Annotated in this window: 19 protein-coding genes; 4 read left to right on the forward strand and 15 right to left on the reverse strand. The window is 40.6% G+C overall.

Annotation, left to right across the window (positions count from 1 at the left end; all coding sequences use genetic code 11):
* A partial coding sequence (locus tag CYP84_RS10885) for a hypothetical protein (RefSeq protein ID WP_219809662.1) occupies window positions 1-312 on the forward strand: 312 nt, incomplete at its 5' end.
* 107 nt (window positions 313-419) lie between these two features.
* Here the strand turns inward: CYP84_RS10885 and mnmH are convergent.
* From mnmH to CYP84_RS04750, 9 genes are read right to left on the reverse strand one after another with little or no spacing between them, the layout of a single operon-like run.
* Window positions 420-1427, reverse strand: coding sequence for a tRNA 2-selenouridine(34) synthase MnmH (gene mnmH / locus CYP84_RS04710; RefSeq protein WP_103636839.1), 1008 nt, complete (start codon window positions 1425-1427; stop codon window positions 420-422).
* Window positions 1414-1899: an HIT family protein gene (locus CYP84_RS04715; protein WP_103636860.1), complete on the reverse strand. Its 486-nt coding sequence runs from the start codon at window positions 1897-1899 to the stop codon at window positions 1414-1416. The genes mnmH and CYP84_RS04715 overlap by 14 nt, the downstream gene beginning before the upstream one ends.
* On the reverse strand, window positions 1899-2684 hold the full coding sequence (trpC, locus tag CYP84_RS04720) for an indole-3-glycerol phosphate synthase TrpC (RefSeq protein ID WP_087583171.1): 786 nt from the start codon (window positions 2682-2684) through the stop codon (window positions 1899-1901). The genes CYP84_RS04715 and trpC overlap by 1 nt, the downstream gene beginning before the upstream one ends.
* Window positions 2681-3943: a tetratricopeptide repeat protein gene (locus CYP84_RS04725; RefSeq protein ID WP_103636840.1), complete on the reverse strand. Its 1263-nt coding sequence runs from the start codon at window positions 3941-3943 to the stop codon at window positions 2681-2683. The genes trpC and CYP84_RS04725 overlap by 4 nt, the downstream gene beginning before the upstream one ends.
* Window positions 3922-4287 carry a YkgJ family cysteine cluster protein gene (locus CYP84_RS04730; protein ID WP_103636841.1) on the reverse strand — a complete coding sequence of 122 codons (366 nt, stop codon included), beginning with the start codon at window positions 4285-4287 and terminating at the stop codon, window positions 3922-3924. The genes CYP84_RS04725 and CYP84_RS04730 overlap by 22 nt, the downstream gene beginning before the upstream one ends.
* Window positions 4284-4991: a tRNA1(Val) (adenine(37)-N6)-methyltransferase gene (locus CYP84_RS04735; RefSeq protein WP_103636842.1), complete on the reverse strand. Its 708-nt coding sequence runs from the start codon at window positions 4989-4991 to the stop codon at window positions 4284-4286. Before CYP84_RS04735 ends, CYP84_RS04730 begins: the two co-directional genes overlap by 4 nt.
* The gene (locus CYP84_RS04740; RefSeq protein WP_103636843.1) at window positions 4988-7246 is read right to left on the reverse strand and encodes a vesicular transport factor Uso1p; all 2259 of its coding nucleotides are present in this window, start codon (window positions 7244-7246) and stop codon (window positions 4988-4990) included. Before CYP84_RS04740 ends, CYP84_RS04735 begins: the two co-directional genes overlap by 4 nt.
* Window positions 7243-8205 carry an NAD(P)/FAD-dependent oxidoreductase gene (locus CYP84_RS04745; RefSeq protein ID WP_002942343.1) on the reverse strand — a complete coding sequence of 321 codons (963 nt, stop codon included), beginning with the start codon at window positions 8203-8205 and terminating at the stop codon, window positions 7243-7245. The genes CYP84_RS04740 and CYP84_RS04745 overlap by 4 nt, the downstream gene beginning before the upstream one ends.
* A gap of 24 nt (window positions 8206-8229) precedes the next feature.
* On the reverse strand, window positions 8230-9570 hold the full coding sequence (locus CYP84_RS04750; protein ID WP_103615581.1) for a class II 3-deoxy-7-phosphoheptulonate synthase: 1341 nt from the start codon (window positions 9568-9570) through the stop codon (window positions 8230-8232).
* A gap of 143 nt (window positions 9571-9713) precedes the next feature.
* On the opposite strand from CYP84_RS04750, the gene rarD (CYP84_RS04755) reads away from it, so the two are divergent.
* Genes rarD (CYP84_RS04755) through CYP84_RS04765 form a run of 3 tightly spaced genes read left to right on the forward strand, consistent with a single transcriptional unit; the run spans window position 9714 to window position 11917 of the window.
* Window positions 9714-10601 carry an EamA family transporter RarD gene (gene rarD, locus CYP84_RS04755; RefSeq protein WP_021092375.1) on the forward strand — a complete coding sequence of 296 codons (888 nt, stop codon included), beginning with the start codon at window positions 9714-9716 and terminating at the stop codon, window positions 10599-10601.
* A 16-nt stretch (window positions 10602-10617) separates the two neighbouring features.
* Complete coding sequence (rarD, locus tag CYP84_RS04760) at window positions 10618-11472, forward strand: EamA family transporter RarD (protein ID WP_258033895.1); 855 nt, start codon at window positions 10618-10620, stop codon at window positions 11470-11472.
* On the forward strand, window positions 11465-11917 hold the full coding sequence (locus CYP84_RS04765; protein WP_103636845.1) for an aryl-sulfate sulfotransferase: 453 nt from the start codon (window positions 11465-11467) through the stop codon (window positions 11915-11917). Before rarD (CYP84_RS04760) ends, CYP84_RS04765 begins: the two co-directional genes overlap by 8 nt.
* 109 nt (window positions 11918-12026) lie before the next feature.
* On the opposite strand, the gene CYP84_RS04770 is transcribed toward CYP84_RS04765, so the two are convergent.
* The 6 genes from CYP84_RS04770 to CYP84_RS04795 all read right to left on the reverse strand — a co-directional run bounded on the left by CYP84_RS04770 (window position 12027) and on the right by CYP84_RS04795 (window position 17759).
* The gene (locus CYP84_RS04770; RefSeq protein WP_103636846.1) at window positions 12027-13082 is read right to left on the reverse strand and encodes a glycoside hydrolase family 3 N-terminal domain-containing protein; all 1056 of its coding nucleotides are present in this window, start codon (window positions 13080-13082) and stop codon (window positions 12027-12029) included.
* Window positions 13079-13969: an NAD(P)H-dependent glycerol-3-phosphate dehydrogenase gene (locus CYP84_RS04775; RefSeq protein ID WP_103636847.1), complete on the reverse strand. Its 891-nt coding sequence runs from the start codon at window positions 13967-13969 to the stop codon at window positions 13079-13081. Before CYP84_RS04775 ends, CYP84_RS04770 begins: the two co-directional genes overlap by 4 nt.
* A 12-nt stretch (window positions 13970-13981) precedes the next feature.
* Window positions 13982-15403, reverse strand: coding sequence for an Asp-tRNA(Asn)/Glu-tRNA(Gln) amidotransferase subunit GatB (gene gatB, locus CYP84_RS04780; RefSeq protein WP_103636848.1), 1422 nt, complete (start codon window positions 15401-15403; stop codon window positions 13982-13984).
* A gap of 164 nt (window positions 15404-15567) precedes the next feature.
* Window positions 15568-16251: a F0F1 ATP synthase subunit A gene (locus CYP84_RS04785; RefSeq protein WP_002942300.1), complete on the reverse strand. Its 684-nt coding sequence runs from the start codon at window positions 16249-16251 to the stop codon at window positions 15568-15570.
* A 65-nt stretch (window positions 16252-16316) separates the two neighbouring features.
* Window positions 16317-17078, reverse strand: a complete 762-nt coding sequence (locus CYP84_RS04790) for a TSUP family transporter (protein WP_103636849.1) — start codon at window positions 17076-17078, stop codon at window positions 16317-16319.
* A 144-nt stretch (window positions 17079-17222) separates the two neighbouring features.
* Window positions 17223-17759 carry a superoxide dismutase family protein gene (locus CYP84_RS04795; RefSeq protein ID WP_103636850.1) on the reverse strand — a complete coding sequence of 179 codons (537 nt, stop codon included), beginning with the start codon at window positions 17757-17759 and terminating at the stop codon, window positions 17223-17225.
* Between the last annotated feature and the right edge of the window lie 10 nt (window positions 17760-17769).

The raw sequence follows: 17769 nt of genomic DNA on the forward strand, positions 1-17769 counted from the left end.
CCAATCCAGCCAATCCAGCCAATCCAGCCACCAGCCAATCCAGCCAATCCAGCCAATCCGTCCAATCCAGCTAATACAGCCAATCCAGCCACTCCAGCCAATCCAGCCAATCCAGCCAATCCAGCCAACCCAGCCAATCCAGCCAATCCAGCCAATCCAGCCAATCCAGCCAATCCAGCCAATCCAGCCAATCCAGCCAATCCAGCCAATCCAGCCCCAGATAAACAGATAAATTTAACTAGAAATTTTCATAAAAATGGCAAGAAATTTATGCCAAAGTATAAAAACAGCCTTAAAATAAGCCATTTTTAAGCGCAAAAACCAATATATTTTAAATTTAAAAGTAAATTTGACCTAACCAAAGAGAGCAAATTTAAATTTGTAGATGAAATTTAGCCCAAATAAAGCACCAAAAAAATTTAAAATTTAACTTCATCTCTTATCAAATTTAGCTTTTTTACCGCCTCGTCAAGATCATCAGAGCTTACAAAAACGCTAATGTTTTCATTTTTCTTATAGACCTTGTCGTAGTATTTTGTGAGTAAAATTTCAGCCACTTTGGCGATGTCATTTTCATTAAATTTAGCCACAGCCTCATCTCTGGCCTCTTTGTCAATAAAGGGCGAAATTTTCTTTATGCACTCATCAAAAAAGGCTTTATCCACACTTTTATAGTCGCTTGTGATGCAAAAAATTCTATTCTCCAAGCTCGCACTAACCTCGACGCAGATGCCGCTTCGCATCGCCTCATAAAGGCTTTTTGGAAGCGTTAGCGAGCCGATCCTTCTGCTCTCGCCCTCGATAAAGCAAATTTGATCTTTTAGTGCAGAAAGCTCCTCAAATAACGCATCTTCAAAGCTTTTTTGGCTAGGCTGCGCGCCATTTATCGCGCCAAAGACTGAGCCTAGGTGGTTTGCCATCGCTTCAAGGTCGATTGACGGCGAGAGTGCCCTTATTAGCTTGCTTTTATAGCAGCCGGTGTTGCCAAAAAGAGTGATAAATTTCGTGCTTAAAGGACGCTCTAAAAACTCTAAAACATGGTTTCTATATGCCTTATAGCCGCCATTTAGCCTAAAAACCCTATATCCTATCATGCTTAGCACAAAACCAACCGAGCTTGATCTAAGCCCGCCCTTTGCGCAGTAGATGCCGATCGCAGAGCCGACCTTAGCCCTTTTATAGACCTCGTCGATGATATTTTGCAAATTTTTGCAGATGTATTTTGCGCCAAGGCTCTTGGCTAGGGCCCTGTCGCTTTTATAGATCGTGCCTACCTCTTTGTGCTCAGCATCATCAAGCGCGTATAAATTTAGAGCATCTTTTATGTGCGAGTAGGCATACTCATGCGGCGATCTAGCGTCTATCAGGACTTCAAACTCGCCTCTTTTTTCAAGCCACTGCTCGATATCAAGCTCAAATAACGCCACTAAAAGCCTTTTTTAGCTTTTGATAAAGCGGATGAAACGGCGTGCCATTTACCCTGACATCGGCGATCGTTGTGATGAAATTTGTATCCCCGCTCCACCTTGGTACAAGGTGATAGTGCACGTGCTCAGCTATGCCAGCGCCTGCTGCCTTGCCTAAATTCATACCGATATTTACGCCTTGCGCGTGAAGCTCGCGCTTTAAAATTTCAACCCCAAGCCTTACAAATTTACTCATCTCAAACCACGTCTGCTCGTCAAGCTCCTCGATCTTGTCGGTGTGATGGTTTGGTATGATCATAAAGTGTCCTGGCGAATATGGGTATAAATTCATGATCCCAAAGCAGTGCTTAGCACGAAAAAGCACGCCATTTTTCTCATCGTCCTCTTTTGAATTTATGATCTCGCAAAAGACGCAACTATCTTTTTTTGTGCTGAAATACTCGCTTCTCCAAGGGGCACAAAGGTGCTGCATCACTCGCCCTCCTTTATCTTTTTAACGGCATTTTTTATATCATCTTGCCTCATGAAATGCTCTCCTATCAAGAAGGCATCAACTCCGATCTTGTTTAGCTCGCAAAGCTGCTCATGCTCGTAAAGTCCGCTTTCAGCGACTATTATCTTGCCGTTTGGCAAAAGCGGCACGAGCTTCTCACAAAGGCTCATATCCATCGTAAAATCATCTAAATTTCTATGATTTATCCCTATTATATTTGCTCCTGCAAAGACCGCCTTTTTCACATCGCTCGCGTCATGGGTCTCTACTAAGACCTCAAGCCCCAAGTGGTGCGCGTACTCAAGTAGCTCTTTTAGCTCGCCTTGAGTTAGCGCCTTGGCGATGAGCAGGATAAAGTCCGCTCCATAAACAAGTGCTTCTAAAATTTGATACTTATCAACGATAAAGTCTTTTCTAAGGATAGGCCTTGAGGCGTAGCGGCGAACTTGCGTGATATACTCGATGTCGCCCTTAAACCAGTGAGGCTCTGTTAGGATACTAAAAGCATTTGCATATTGCTCGTACTCCTGAGCGATCTTGATCGGCTCAAAGTCCTCTCTTATCACGCCTTTGCTTGGGCTTGCTTTTTTTATCTCGGCTATTATCTTTATAGGCTCATCTTTGCTTGATCTAAGTGCGCCTAGAACATCTCTTGGCACGTATGGGTTATATGCTAGAGAGCGACCTAGCCACTCTTGTGGATAGTCAGCTTTTCGCTTTTTTAGATCCTCTTTTGTCTTTTTTATGATCTCATCAAGTATCATTTTTTAAGCCTTTTGTTTAAATTTATTATGCAGCGCTCGATTAGATGTAGGTGCTCTTTTGCCTCTTTTGAAGTCCTAAAATCAACATCTTTCATCGCGTGAATCATTATGCCCTTTGCCTTTTTGCACTCGCCAAGCTTGAAGTACCCCCACGCTAGCGAGTCCTCATAGTAAGGCGAGTCTGGCGAGATCTCAAGCGCTTTTTGCACCATCTCCACACCCTTTCTTGGGTCTATCTCATGATCAATTAGCAAGTAGCCGTAGTAGTTAAAAAACATATCGTTATTAAGCTTTGGAACGCTAACTTCAAATTTATCTAAGATATCAGTGATTTTTTTCTCATCTAGGCTATCTTTGTTCATCTCATACTCGTAGATGGCGGCCTTTGCCAAGAAATTTAGATCCCTGCTGTCATTATAAATTTTAACAGCCAAAACGTATGCATCGCCAAAATTTCCAGTAGCAGCGTAGAGATCCATCAGCGTGGCGTCGTTGTAGCCATATTTTTTCAAAATTTCAATAGCCGCTTTGTAATTTTTAGCATAGACAAAATACTGCACGATCTTGTCAAGATAAGATGTGTCGTGAGTGATGTCGTAGATCTCTTCAAAAAGTTCGATCACCTTTGGGAAATTTCTTTGCTGAGAGTAAATTTCAGCCAAAAGCTCACATGTCTTTTGAGTGCAGCCCTGCTCCTCACGGAATTTCTCGAGGTATTTTGTCGCATCATTTACATTATCCATGCGGTTTAAAAGGATATCAACGATGCGGAGTAAATTCTCCTCTTCAGGCTTTAGCGAGTATGCCTCTTCAAAGTATTTTAGCGCCGTTACCGTATCATTTTGCATCATACAAATGGTACCAAGCATGAGCAAATTTTGAGCGTTTGGCTCTTTTGTGGCAAGCTCTTGCATCAACTCTTTTGCCTCGTTTAGTTTAGATAGATTGACTAAATTTGCAACCTTGATCCTGATAAAATCGCTATCATCTTTTAAGCTCTTCTCGCCATCACTCATGAGGCTATCTAAATTTTCATTTTTTGTAGCAAATGCTAGCTTGATCGCCTCTTTTAGATAGGTCTTTTGATTTGTCTCTTTAAAAAGCCCTAGATAGGTCTGGATACTAGCATTTACATCGCCACTATCTTGCGAGATGAGAGCTTGCATTAGGCGTAAATTTACACTTTTGTTATCATCTGCAAGTAGATGCGTGCTAAAAAATACGCTTATAAAAATTATTAAAATTTTACGCCAATGCATTCTGCTCTTAGCTCCTTTAAGTTTTTTTTAAAATAATCCCAAAACGGAAATGTCCTGCACTGCTTAGGTCTTAGCTCATAAACCGAGCAGTTTTTGTTTTTCTCATCAAAAAATATGCAAGCAAAACCATCATCATAAGGCTTTTCTTTGACGCTTCGCCTAAGCCCAACATGTATTAAAAATTTGCTCTCAAACTCATCTTTTGACATATCAAAAGCGGAGCAAAATTTTAAAATTTCACCCTCGTCTATCCAGATATAGCCACTCTCGCCGGTGCAGCACTTGCCGCCACAACTCTCGCAAAAGCTAGGATCAAACTCATAGCTAAAACCATCAGCCCTCACGCGATCTCCTTGTAAGAGACGCTGTTTGTATCAGCTTTTTTAAAGATCTCGCTTGCCTCTTTCGTGTGCAAGCCATCTTCGCTCATCACAAGAGGCGGCAGGACTTTTAGCTTTGAGTTTGAGTTGTTTCGCACTTCAAGCAAAGCCAAATTTGCTGGCTTATCCTTTTTAGTATGGACAAATTTTAAGCTCACCAAATTTAGCTTATACTCTTTTAAGCAAGCCACTATCTCGCTAAGATCATCTGGCGCATAGCAAAAAAATGCCCTTTTATGTGGCTTTAAATTTACGCTTATGCCTCTTATAAAATCCTTTAAATTTAGCGAGCTTGCATATCTGCTAACTTTTATGTGCTCATTTTGGCTTTTTGTAACACCGTCATGATAAAAAGGCGGATTTGAGATGATTAGATCGAATTTCTCACTATCTTTAAAATTTGCAAAATCAGCCGTTATAGCTCTAGCCTCTAAGCAGTTACTCTTTGCGTTAAAGCTTGAAATTTCGCTATTTAGCTCCAAAAGATCAAGCATGCTTAGATCTATCTTTTTAAAATCACGCTTAAGCAAAAGTCCAAGTATCCCGCACCCTGCTCCAACATCCAAAACTCTGCCAGAAATTTCGCCAAAGCTCGCGCAAATAAAATCATAAAGAACGAGCGTATCGCTGTTGTAGCGATAGCCATTTTCAAGCTGGGCTAAGATCATCTATAAACCTTGATAATAAAGCCGCGCGTCACATCTTTTACGATCACTTCAGAGCTAAAGCTGATCCTTGCAAAGTCACCAAATTCCTCTTTTATAAGCTCAGCAGCCGCCTTTGCACGCTCTTTGCCAACGCCGTAATTTACGTAGTTATTTAGCTTGCCAAGGTCATCTTTTTTGATATTTTGAGCGACATTTGATGGGATGACAAAATTTTTCTTATCCACGATCGGGATGATCTCATACATGTAGTTTGAGTTAAATCTCTGCAAAAACTCACTCACTCTGTTTTTGCACATTATGCTAACCTTGTCCTTTGCGTCCATATCGTCGCACTCGATGCTAGAGATGAGGACTAGCTTTGTTGGCGTTTCTGGCTTTGTCGTAGCCTGTAAGATATTTTTTAAATTTACATTTTCATTTTCAAGCTCATCTTGTCTGTTTAAATTTTGCTCAATATCTTTTTGAAGCTCGACTATCTGGGCATTTACACTACCGCTACCGCCTTTGTGAGTGGTTGAGCTTAGCTCATTTATCTTTGAATTTAGCCTCTCTATCGTCTTGTTACTCTCATTTAGCTTTTGCTTTGCATTTTCTAGTTCATTTTGCAAACTTAGTAAATTTTTGCCACCACTTTTGTTGTTATCGGTTAAAAATGTTGAGGTATCGACTATCTTTTTTTGTAGCATGTTTATTTGCTGACGCAAAATTTCATAGTTTTGCATATCGATCTTTAGTGTTCTTTTTTGAGTTTCTAGCTCGCTTTGCTTAGAAAGGAGCATTTGGCTTGTCTTTGTGACATTTTCTTCAAGCTCTTTTATCTTCGCATCTTTTAGATCAAGCTTAGCGCTTAAATTCTTTAGCTCACCCTCGTTTGAGCCAAGTTTCTGCGACTGCAAAGAGATAGTTTGGTTTTGATCAAATAGCGTTTTTATAAATTTAGTTGTCTTTGTATCAAGCGCTTTTAGCTCTTCTTGGCTCTTTTTAAAACTCTCTTCGCTTAAACTTAGCTTTTTACTTAGCTCATTTAGAGTTGAGTTTGCGTCTAAATTTTGCTTTTCAAGCTTTTTATTTAGAGCATTTGCCCTCTCAAGCTCTTTTTTAAGCGAGCTTATATTTTCATTTGCAAGCTTGTTCTCTTGCTCGCTTTTTAGGCTCTTTTGTTTTAGATCATCAAAACTCTTATGAAGTGCCGCAAGTGAGGCATTTAGCTCTAAATTTTTACCATTATAGCTTTGCGCCATTAGATCTTTTGAGTTTAGATTTTTCTTGATCTCTTCAAGCTCGTAAATTCTATCTTTTAGTGCAGTCTTGTTTGACTCAAGAGCCTCCTGCAGATCAATTATCTTATTTGCCTTTTTAGAAAGCTCATCCTCCATAACGCTCTTTTGCGTCTCAAAGCCATCATTTAGCGCATTTATCTCTTTTTCATAGCTAAATTTTTGAGTGTCGGCGTCATTTTTAACTCGCTCGATCTCCTCTTTTAAAAGCAAAATTTCTTTTTTCTCGCCTCTATCTTTTTCATTTTGAGCTTTTTCATACTCTTTTATAAGAGCTTCTTTTTGCGCAAGTGTCGCATTTAGCTCGTTATTTTGCTCTTTTAAAGCGGTGTAGTTTGCCTCAAAACTCTCTTTAAATTTATTAAAGCTGGCCTTGGCATCTTTTAGCTTGCTCTCGTCGTCACTTCTAGCGTCATTTATCGCATTTTCAAGGTCAATTATCTTTTTCTCATAAGCCTTTGAGCTCTCTATCATATCAGCTTGCGCTTCATTTAGGCGCTTTGTCAAAGCTTGGATATTTTCAAAGTGCTGTGCCTCAAGCTCGCCAAGAGCCTTTTGATTTTTTTCTACTATCTCGTTTTTTTCATTTTCGATATTTCTTTTCATCTCTGAAATTTTGCTTATGAAGTCTAAATTTTTCTCGCTCATATCGACATTATCAGCGGCTAAAATTTCATTTTTCTTGCTTAGCTCGCGCACTTGCTCTTGAAGCTCATTTACATTGTTTGATAAATTTAGATCCTTATCATCAACAAAATTTTGCATGTAGCTCTTTGGCGTGATGTAGCCGCCATACTCGTAAAGATCGTCTTTGCTTACATATCTTTGCTTCTCTTCTTCGGGGAGATCATCAAAATTTATAGAGTAAATCGTTTGATTAGTATCTTTTGGTATCTCGTCCTCTTTTTGAAATTTCAAAAACGAGAGGCAAAAGCCAGCTATCAGACAAACAATAGCTAGTGCGATTTTATTTATCAAGCTTGTGCCTTGCCTTTTAAGATATCTTTGATGACGCTATGAGCGTGATTTAGTCCGACTACTATCGAGCCGCCATTTTTTAAAACGATGTCGCCTCCCACATATAGTCCTGGCACGCTACTTTGGTAATTGCTATCAACTATCGGAGTGCCTTTTTCATCAGTTTTTATCTGACATTTTTGTAAAAAATCAACCGGACTTGAGCCACCGATCGCATAAACAACCCTGTCATAGACACGGATCTTGCCATTTTCATAATGCACTCTTACCTTGCCTGATTCATTATCTATCTCGGTTATATCGTGATTTAGTCTTACTTTTATTTTATTATGCTTCTCAAGCTCCCAAAGTGCGCTTAAATTTGTCTCATTCACACGGCTAAATTTATCTTTTCTGTAAGCGATCGTCGTTTTATTGTACTGACAAAGCTCGATAGCATACTCAACCGCAGAGTTGCCACCGCCCACAACTAGCACTTTTTCGCCGTTTGTGCAGTTATCAAGGTTAAAATTTACAACTGAATTTAGTGATGGCGGGATCTTATAGTCAGGTTTGTTTGGTCGTCCCATTTTGCCGATAGAAACCATCACGTTTTTGGCTTCATAGACAGCTTTTGAGGTAGTTACTTTAAAAATTTCTCCCTCTTTTTTTACGCTTTCGACCTCAGAGTTAAAAAACGCCTCGATATTCTCAGAGTCAAGTAGCTTGTCAAAATAATCAAGCGTGCTCTCTTTTGTGCCATCTTCAAACGAAACTAGCCCATGTATCGTGCTATCTTGCCCTTTATACTCTTTATCGACGCGTTTATTGTCTTTATAAAATTTTCTGATCGTTTGGCTGTGGTTGTCACCTTTTTCAAGGAGCAAAACATTACTTAAGCCATTTCTTTTAGCCTCTACTACGCTAGCTATGCCGCAAGGTCCGCCGCCAACTACTATTAGATCATAAATATTTGCCATATTTTTCTCCAAATTTTATAAATTTTAAGCTTTTTTAACTAGATCAGCCATCAAAAATGCAAGCTCTAAAGCCTGATCAGCATTTAGTCTTGGATCGCACTGCGTCTCATATCTCTCTTTTAGCGAGCTTTCAGTGATGTTTAGCGCGCCGCCGGTGCACTCAGTCACATCTTTGCCAGTCATCTCAAGATGCACGCCACCTGCTCTTGTACCCTCAGCTTTATGAATTTCAAAAAAGCTTCTAACCTCGCTTAAAATTTTACTAAATTCACGAGTTTTGTAGTTGTTTGAGGTCTTAACGGTGTTGCCATGCATCGGATCGATGCTATAAACGATATTTAGCCCCTCACGCTTTAGTTCTCTTAAAATTTTTGGTAAATTTTCGCCGATCTTGTCAGCGCCCATTCTGATTATCACATTTAGTCTGCCAGCTTCATTTTCTGGATTTAGCTTATTTGCAAGCGCTATGACATCCTCTGCCTTTGCACTTGGTCCGATCTTTACACCGATAGGATTTTTCACGCCACTTAAAAAATGCACATGAGCATCGTTTATGCCGCGTGTTCTCTCGCCTATCCAAAGCATGTGAGCCGAGCAGTCGTACCACTCGCCACTAAGGCTATCAACCCTAGTTAGTGCCTCTTCATAAGGCAGAAGTAGCGCCTCGTGAGATGTATAGACTGCTGTTTGATTTATCGCTGGGGTATTTGCTGAAGTGATGCCACAAGCTGCCATGAAAGATAGAGTTTTTGTTAGATCGTCAGCTAGTTTTGCGTATTTCTCACCGATCTCTGGCTTTTTAACAAAGCCTAAATTCCACTTATGCACCTGATGAAGGTCTGCCAAACCTCCTCTTGAAAAGGCTCTTAAGAGGTTCATCGTAGAAGCACTTTGATAGTAAGCTTCTATCATGCGTTTTGGGTCGGCAACTCTAGCTTTTTCGTCAAATTCAAAGCCATTTATGATGTCACCTCTGTAGCTTGGCAATTTAACGCCATTTACCTCTTCATAATCGCTACTTCTAGGCTTTGCAAACTGCCCTGCTACGCGGCCTACTTTGACCACTGGACAGCCACCACCAAAGGTTAAAACTATCGCCATTTGAAGCAAGACCTTAAACATATCTCTGATGTTATTTGCGTTAAAATTTGCAAAGCTCTCAGCGCAGTCGCCACCTTGAAGCAAAAAGGCCTCGCCATTGCAAACTTTTGCAAGCTCATTTTTAAGACTTCTAGCCTCGCCAGCAAATACCAAAGGTGGAAGTGCTTTTAGTTTTTCTTCAGCCTCTTTAAGCTCTTTTAAATTTGGATAAGTTGGTTGTTGTAAGATATTAAATTCTCTCCAACTATCTCTGTTCCAAGTCATAAATTTTTCCTATCTTTTACCTTGATTTAGCGCAGATTATATCACGCAAAACTTAAAAAATAAAAGCCATTAATGGGTTATTAAAGATATTTTGCATACAATCACTACTTTAAATTTACCCAGAAAAAGAGAAGATTTTTTTCATGATAAAAGGCATATTTTATTCGCTTTTAGCCTCAGTTTTATTTAACTGCATTTACTACATGTCAGTGCTCATGAACCCCATCAGCACACAAGCTCTTATTGGATACCGCATGATCTTTGCCATGCCTTTTGTCATCGCCGCCATTTTTTTGTTAAAACAGCAGCGAAATTTCAAATTTTTACTTCTAAAAATAAAGCTAAAACCTAAAATTTTACTAGTTTTGCTTGCTACCTCGCTCATCGTCTCATTTCAGATGTGGCTCTATCTCTGGGCTCCAAGTAACGGCGCAGCGCTAAAAGTCTCGATAGGCTACCTCATCATGCCAATAGTCATGGTCCTTTTTGGACGGATATTTTTCAAAGAGCACCTCTCTAAAACAAAGCTAGCATCGATCTTTTTCGCTGCCCTTGGCGTCTTTAGCACAGCGGTCATTAGTGGTGGCATCTCGTGGGAGAGCGCTGTAGTTTTTTGCCTTTATCCAGTCTATTTTACCATTAGAAAGTACTACAACCTTGCAAATTTCTCAAGCTTTGTTATCGAGATAATTTTTATGTTTTTATTCTCATTTTATTTTGCGCTCACAGCCGATATGGACTACGTAATGAGCCAAAATCCAAACATCTACTATCTGCTCATCTTGCTTGGTGCTATCAGCGGCATAGCCCTCATCGCCCAGATCCTCTCAAGCACGCTCGTGCCGATAAATGTACTAGGTTTGCTTACATATTTTGAGCCTATAATGATGCTTTTTGTCTCATTTGCCATCGGCGAGAGACTGGAGAAAAGCTCATACTTTTTGATGATCTGCCTAGCCATCTCTGTCACGCTTTTGATGATAGATAGTATAAATTCTATAAAAGGCGACAAAAATACCAAGACTAAATGAGAGCCAAAAAGGCGTTATTCTCGCGCTTAGCGCCTTTTTTATGTGGGGATTTTTGGCGGTTTATTTCAACCTATTTAGCAAAGATGTCGATGCTTATGAAATTTTAGCCCACAGGATAATCTGGTCATTTTTCTTGATGGCGGCAGTGCTTTGCATTAATGGCAAAATGGGCGAAATTTTTGCGCTTCTTAAGGATATCCGCTCGCTAAAGGCTCTATTTTTAAGTGGTATTTTTATCACCATAAACTGGGGCGTTTATGTCTATGCGGTGGGTAGCGGTAAAATTTTAGATACGAGTTTGGGATATTTTATAAATCCTTTGATAAGCATGCTCCTTGGCGTCATCATCTTTAAAGAGCGCCTGAGCAAAGCTAGCGCCATAGCCGTTTGCATCGTCATCGCAGCCGTTAGCGTGCAAATTTACGCCAAAGGTGGCCTGCCACTTGTCTCTATCATCTTGCCACTTTCGTTTGGATTTTACGCGATGGTTAGAAAGATGGCGAAGATTAGCGCATTTAATGGGCTTTTTATCGAAACATTTTTTATGTTTCCATTTGCGCTTGGCTACGTTTTATGGCTGGTTTTTCACTCGCAAAGCCACTTTGGACTAAATAAAGACTCACTTTTAATGATCGCTTCAAGCATCGTAACCATTGTGCCACTTGTCGCTTTTAACGCAGCTACAACAAGGATAAATTTAACAACTATCGGCTACTTGCAATACATCTCACCAACCATCGCGATCCTTTGCGCGGTCTTCATTTATGGCGAAATTTTAGATGGCTACAAAGTCATCTCATTTTGTATGATCTGGCTGGCGCTTGCGATAATTAGCGTAGATAAATTTAGAAAAAGGAGTAAAAATGAATAGCGTTACGATCTATTTGCTGCTTGCATTTTTTGCGGCGCTTATTTTATATTTTCAGATACAAAAACTAACCAAAAAACTTGACGATGAAGGAGCGGTGCCTGCATACCAAAAGGCTGCGCAAGAGGTTTTGCAAAATTTAAATAACGCTGAGAAATACCCTAAATTTTGCAATGTCATACAAAAAAAGATAAATACTCTAAGACAAGACATACTCTTTGAAGATGCGCTAAATGAGGCTGGCGACAAGGACAAAGCGCTTGATACCTTAGAGCAGATAAGAGATAAGGTCGAGGCGCTTTTAAAGCGGGAAAATGCAAACTGGGAAAGCGAACTTGTTGAAATTTTAGACGAGATCGATGGCTTTGTAAAGGCAAATTTAAAAAACGGCGAAGATAGAGCCGAAGAGCTAAGAGACGAACTAAAAAAAGAATTTGATGGGTTGTGAGAGTAGCTCAGGCATTTTAGGCAAGCTCTAAAATTTACGTCTAAACTATTAAATTTTTACTCAAATTTACATTTATTAATTGAGTAAATTCAAACTTATTGGCATAAATTTAAAGCTTCGCTTTTAGAGCCATTATCCTCTTGTATGATGCGTCGATTCGCTCTTTACTGATCTTTTTCTCATTTACAGCATCAATTATGATCTGAGTGATCAGATCGGCCGTTCTTTGGTTATTTATCTTAAACTCGCTAAAGAGTAAGATGTCGCCACCAGCGTTTATAAATTTCACCACTTTTTGCGCCAAAGCTTCGTCACCAACGCCTTTCATTAGCATATCATCGCTGATGACCACGCCATTAAATTTAAGCTCATTTCGCAAGAGATCGGTTATTATTTTTTTAGAAAGCGTGGCTGGGTTGTCCTCGTCGATGCCTTTTACAAAAAGGTGTCCGACCATGATGATCTGCGCTCTACCAGTGCTTATGGCGTCTTTGTATGGCAGTAGCGCATCTTTGCTTAGCGTGACTTCGCTCTTATTTTTATGTGAGTCCTCTTTTGAGCTACCATGCCCTGGAAAGTGCTTTAGCGTCGTTATCACGCCCTGCTCTTTAAATGCGTCCATAAAAGCATCAGCGTAGATAACCACCTTGCTTGCATACTCGCTAAACGCCCTTTGTTTAGCGGCGATGATCGGCGAGTTTTCATCGTGCAGATCGACCACTGGGGCGAAATTTAAATTTATGCCGCACTCCTTTAAATTTATAGCCATTTTTGAGTAGAGATCGTATGCGCTTTTGATATCAAGCGTGCTTGCGACCTCGTATGCACTAGGATATGGACCATCAAAGCTCTTATCCTTCATACGGCTCACGTTGCCGCCCTCTTCGTCGATAGCGATGAAAATTTTAGGACTTTTCTCTTTAATCGCCTTTATGCTAGCTTTTAGCTGGGCCTTGTTGGTGACGTTTCTACCAAGTAGCATCACACCGCCAAATCTCTCATACCCAGCGTCGCTTAACATCGCACGAAACGCAGCGTCTTTTGTACTGGCTCCGTTAAAGCCAACCATTATCATCTGCGAGACCTTGGCTCTTAGGCTCACCTCTGCGCCGTTTAGCCCCAGAGCAAAAATAGCCACAAAAAGTATAAATTTAAAAGCTCTCATCTTCTTCCTAAAAGCGATTTTACGCTCTCAAAAACATCTTTGCCATTTAGCATATTTTCAACCTCACTAGCAATAGGCACATATATGCCCTTTTCTTTAGCGATCTTGCTAATGGCCCTTGCAGTATCGACACCCTCAGCCACCTCGCCAAGCTCATTTAAAATTTTCTCTAATCTCTCGTGCCTTGCGATGCCAAGACCTACGCGGTAGTTGCGCGAAAGTATCGATGAAGCGGTTAAGAAAAGATCCCCTGCACCGCTTAGCCCCATAAATGTCTCATCTTTTGCACCAAAAAATTTGCCAAATCTAGCCATCTCGACAAGCCCACGTGAAATGAGGCTAGCCCTTGCGTTGTTGCCAAGACCAAGTCCGTCGCAGATGCCACCAGCTATGGCGATCACGTTTTTATACGCCCCGCACACCTCAGCGCCGATCACGTCATCAGAAGTGTAGGCTTTCATATAGCTTGGGAAAAATGAGGCAAATTTTAAAGCTAAATTTTGATTTTTAGAATTTACCACCAAGGCGCAAGGCAGCTTTTGCATGATCTCTTTTGCAAAGGTCGGCCCAGATAGAAAGGCCAAATTTTCTCTATCAACAAAGTCTTCATAAATTTCATTTAGAAATTTAAGATTTGCCGTGTCTATGCCTTTACTAGCGACTAAGATCTTTTGATCTTTGTTTTTGTAGTTTTGCTTTAACCATAAATTTGTAGCTTGCGTTGGGATCGTGCAAACTAGGTATTCGCACTCCAAAGCTTCATCTAAGCTTACAAAATTTGACATCTCTCTTGGCGTTCTTGAGCTGATGACGCACTCGTTATTTTCACTAAATGCGTGAAAAAGCGCACTGCCCCACTTGCCAGCTCCGATGACTGCTATGCTCATTTTAGCCCTTTTTTAGCCTATTTTGGCCTTTAAAAGCTCATTGACCTTGCCTGGGTTAAAGGCACCCTTGCCCTCTTTCATCACCTGACCGACAAAAAATCCAAACATCTTATCTTTGCCGTTTTTATACTCTTCGACTTTGTCAGCGTTTGCAACTAAAATTTGATCTATGATCGCGATGATCGCTGAGTCGTCGCTCACTTGTTTTAAGCCAAGCTTTTCGATGACGCTATCAACGTCTGCGTCATGCTCCATTAGATAGTCTAGCACCTCTTTTGCAGCCTTGCCGCTTATCATGCCATCTTCTATGCGTTTTAGTAAATTTATCATCTTAGCGCTGCTAACTGGGCTTGTCTCGATCGTTACGCCGTTATTTAAACGACCAAGAAGCTCGACTATGAGCCACGTAGTAGCAAGCTTTGGCTGAATTCCAGCAGCGATCAGCTCTTCAAAATATCTAGCCATCTCAACGCTTTGGGTTAAATTTAGTGCATCACTCTCTTTTACACCTAGCTCACTAACGTATCTTGCGACCTTTTGCTCGGCAAGCTCTGGAATTTTGATCGCTTCGTTATACATCTCTTCTGGCACTTCAACAGGGAGCAAGTCAGGGTCAGGGAAATACCTATACTCCGCGCTATCCTCTTTGCCACGCATCGATCTTGTCACTAAATTTGTCGTGTCAAACAGCCTTGTCTCTTGATAGACCTCTTCGTCATATTTACCATCCTCCCACGCTGCACTTTGGCGCTCTACTTCGTAGTCGATCGCTTTTTGGATAAATTTAAATGAATTTAGGTTTTTTATCTCAACCCTTGTATAAAGCTTGGTGTCGCCTTTTGGACGGATAGAGACGTTTGCGTCGCAGCGGAAGCTACCTTCTTGCATATTTGCGTCACTGATGTTTAAAAAGCGAAGGATCGAGTGCAGTTTTTTAAGATAAGCCACCGCCTCGTCGCTACTTCTAAGGTCTGGCTCGCTAACTATCTCAAGAAGTGGCGTGCCAGCTCTGTTTAGATCGACCAAGCTCTCATTTTCTTCGTGGATATTCTTGCCAGCGTCCTCTTCAAGGTGCGCTCTAGTTACACCGATACGCTTTTTAGTGCCGTTTACGTCGATGATGAGCTCGCCACCTTCTACGATAGGTATCTCAAACTGTGAAATTTGATATGCCTTTGGAAGGTCTGGATAGAAGTAGTTTTTTCTATTAAAGACTGATTTTTTATTTATCTTAGCGTTTATCGCTGTGCCAAAGCTTATCGCCTTTTTAACTGCCTCTTTGTTTAGCACAGGTAGCGCCCCAGGCAGAGCTAGGCAGGTCGGACAAACGTGAGTATTCGCTTCGTCGCCAAAGCTAGTAGAGCAAGAGCAAAAAATTTTAGTTTTTGTATTAAGCTGAGTATGGACTTCTAAACCGATAACGACTTCAAACATATTTTTACCTTTAAATTTATGCAAATTTTTAGTGCGTATTTTAGCGATACTTTCTTTTAAAATATCTAAAGGGGAGCTTTAGCGATCTATTTATATAGGTTAAAAATGTTTTGAAAGAATAAATTTAAAAGAGAAAAGCCATATAAAAAATATGGCTTTAAATTTTAATGCTCGTGCTCGCTAATAGCAACTGCACCAGCTAGATAAACGTAAGTTAGCATCATGAAGATAAATGTTTGCAAAACAGCCATAAGTGTTAGAAGTGCAAAGGCTGGAAGTGGAGCAAACCAAGGTGCAAGTGTAAGCATCGCAAGTAAGAACAAGTCATCGCCTTTGATGTTACCAAAAAGACGGAAAGATAGCGAAACTACACGTGAAAGATGTGAGATGACTTCAACTGGAAACATTATCGGAGCTAGAAATTTATTTGGCCCCATGAAGTGTCCAAAGTATTTGAAAAAGCCATTTTCTCTAATGCCCTCAAAGTTGTAGTAAATAAATACAACCAAAGCCAAAACTAGAGTTAAATTTAAGCTTGAGCTTGGTGACTCAAAGCCAGGGATGATACCGATGACGTTTGAGAAAAATACGATAAAGCCGATAGTTGCGACAAGTGGGAGGTATTTTCTAGCTAGCTTTTCGCTACCTAAAGTATCCTTGCCCATAGAGATAACACCTTCTAAATAAGCCTCAACTATGTTTTGAAGGCCTCTTGGCACAAGCTGCATTTTACTCCTTGCGATGTAAGCAACGATGAGGATGATCAAAGCTACAAGGCAAAAGTGAAACGCATAGACAAAGGCATGTGAATGGTTTAGCAAATTTGAGAATAGAAACAAATCTTTCATTGATTTACCTTAGATTTAGAATTTTGCGTGATTGTAACAAAATTATTGTTAAAACATTTTTAATTTTAAGCCTTGAAGTAGTCAAAAAGCAGTTTGCAAATGGTCGCTGCGACAACTATCAAAAACATCGTTCTAATAAATTTGACCTCTTTTTTGATGACTAAAATTGAGCCAAAATAAGCTCCTAAAATTTGCCCCACAGCCATCAAAAAGCCAACTAGCCAAAGTATCTGCCCGCCTGCTATAAAAACGCCAAGAGCTACGATGTTGCTGGCGAAATTTAAAGCCTTTGTGTGAGCGACCGCCTTTTTTAAATTTAGCCCAATTAAAGCCACCATCGCAAACATCCAAAACGAGCCTGCTCCTGGGCCAAAAAAGCCGTCATAAAAGCCAAGAATTAGTCCAAATATGATATAAAAAAGCCTCTCATTCATCTTTGCAGCCCTGTCGCTCTCACCTATTTTTGGCATAAAAAGCGTGTAGATGAAGATGGCGATTAGCAAAAATGGGATGATTATTTTTAAGAAATTTGCATTTAAAAATAAGATGAGCGTTGCGCCGATGGCCGCTCCAATAAATGTAAAAACTATACCAACAAAGCACTCTTTGTAATTAATCAGCCCTTTTTTGGTGAAATTTAGCGTTGCCGTGAAGCTGCCAAAGACGCCTTGAAGCTTGTTTGTGCCAAGGGCAAGATGAGGTGGCACGCCCATAGCCATGATGGCTGGCAAAGTGATCAGTCCGCCGCCTCCTGCGATCGCGTCGATAAAACCACCCAAAAACGCGGCGACAAAAAAGACAGTGTAGCTAAGTAGGTCAAATTCCATTTTTGTTCTTTGTAAATTTAAGTTAAAAAGCGGATTGTAGTTTAAAATTTTGAAATTTCATCTTAGAAATGGAGGTTAAAATTGAGCACGAAATTTAAAAAAGCCTTTAAACATATGAATTTAAAGGCTTTTTGTGAGGCTTTATTACTTAATGACGCCGCAAAGCATTCTAGCGCCGCCACCGCCAAGTGCTTTTGGCTGGTCGCTGTGGTTGTCGCCACCGACGTGAACCATTAGTGAGTGACCTTTTAGCTCGTCAAGATTTTTTATCTTTGGAGCTAGCACTGGGTAGTTTGCATTGCCCTCAGCATCTACGTAAAGCGCTGGTAGATCGCCTTTGTGACCCTTATCGTCCCATGCAAATGAGTGCATCTTTGTCTCAGCTGGATCCCAGTGACCGCCTGCTTTCATACCAAGACCTTTTTCAGTCGCACCACAGTCAGCATTTTGGTGAACGTGGAAGCCGTGAAGTCCTGCAGGAAGACCTTTTAGATTTGGGAAAAGTGCTACGCCGTAGTTTGTCTTAACAGCTACTACTTCGCCAACGCTTTTGTCGCCTTTTTCGCTTAGTTCGCTAACTGGGATCACAAGATGCTCGCCAGCCTTTGGATCAAAGTGATGGCCCTCGTGAGCAAAAAGTAGTGTTCCTAGAACAGCACTTAGTAAAACGATTTTTTTCATACACACTCCT

Origin of the sequence: Campylobacter concisus, assembly GCF_002912425.1 — a bacterium.
GTDB classification, from domain to species: Bacteria; Campylobacterota; Campylobacteria; order Campylobacterales; family Campylobacteraceae; genus Campylobacter_A; species Campylobacter_A concisus_AH.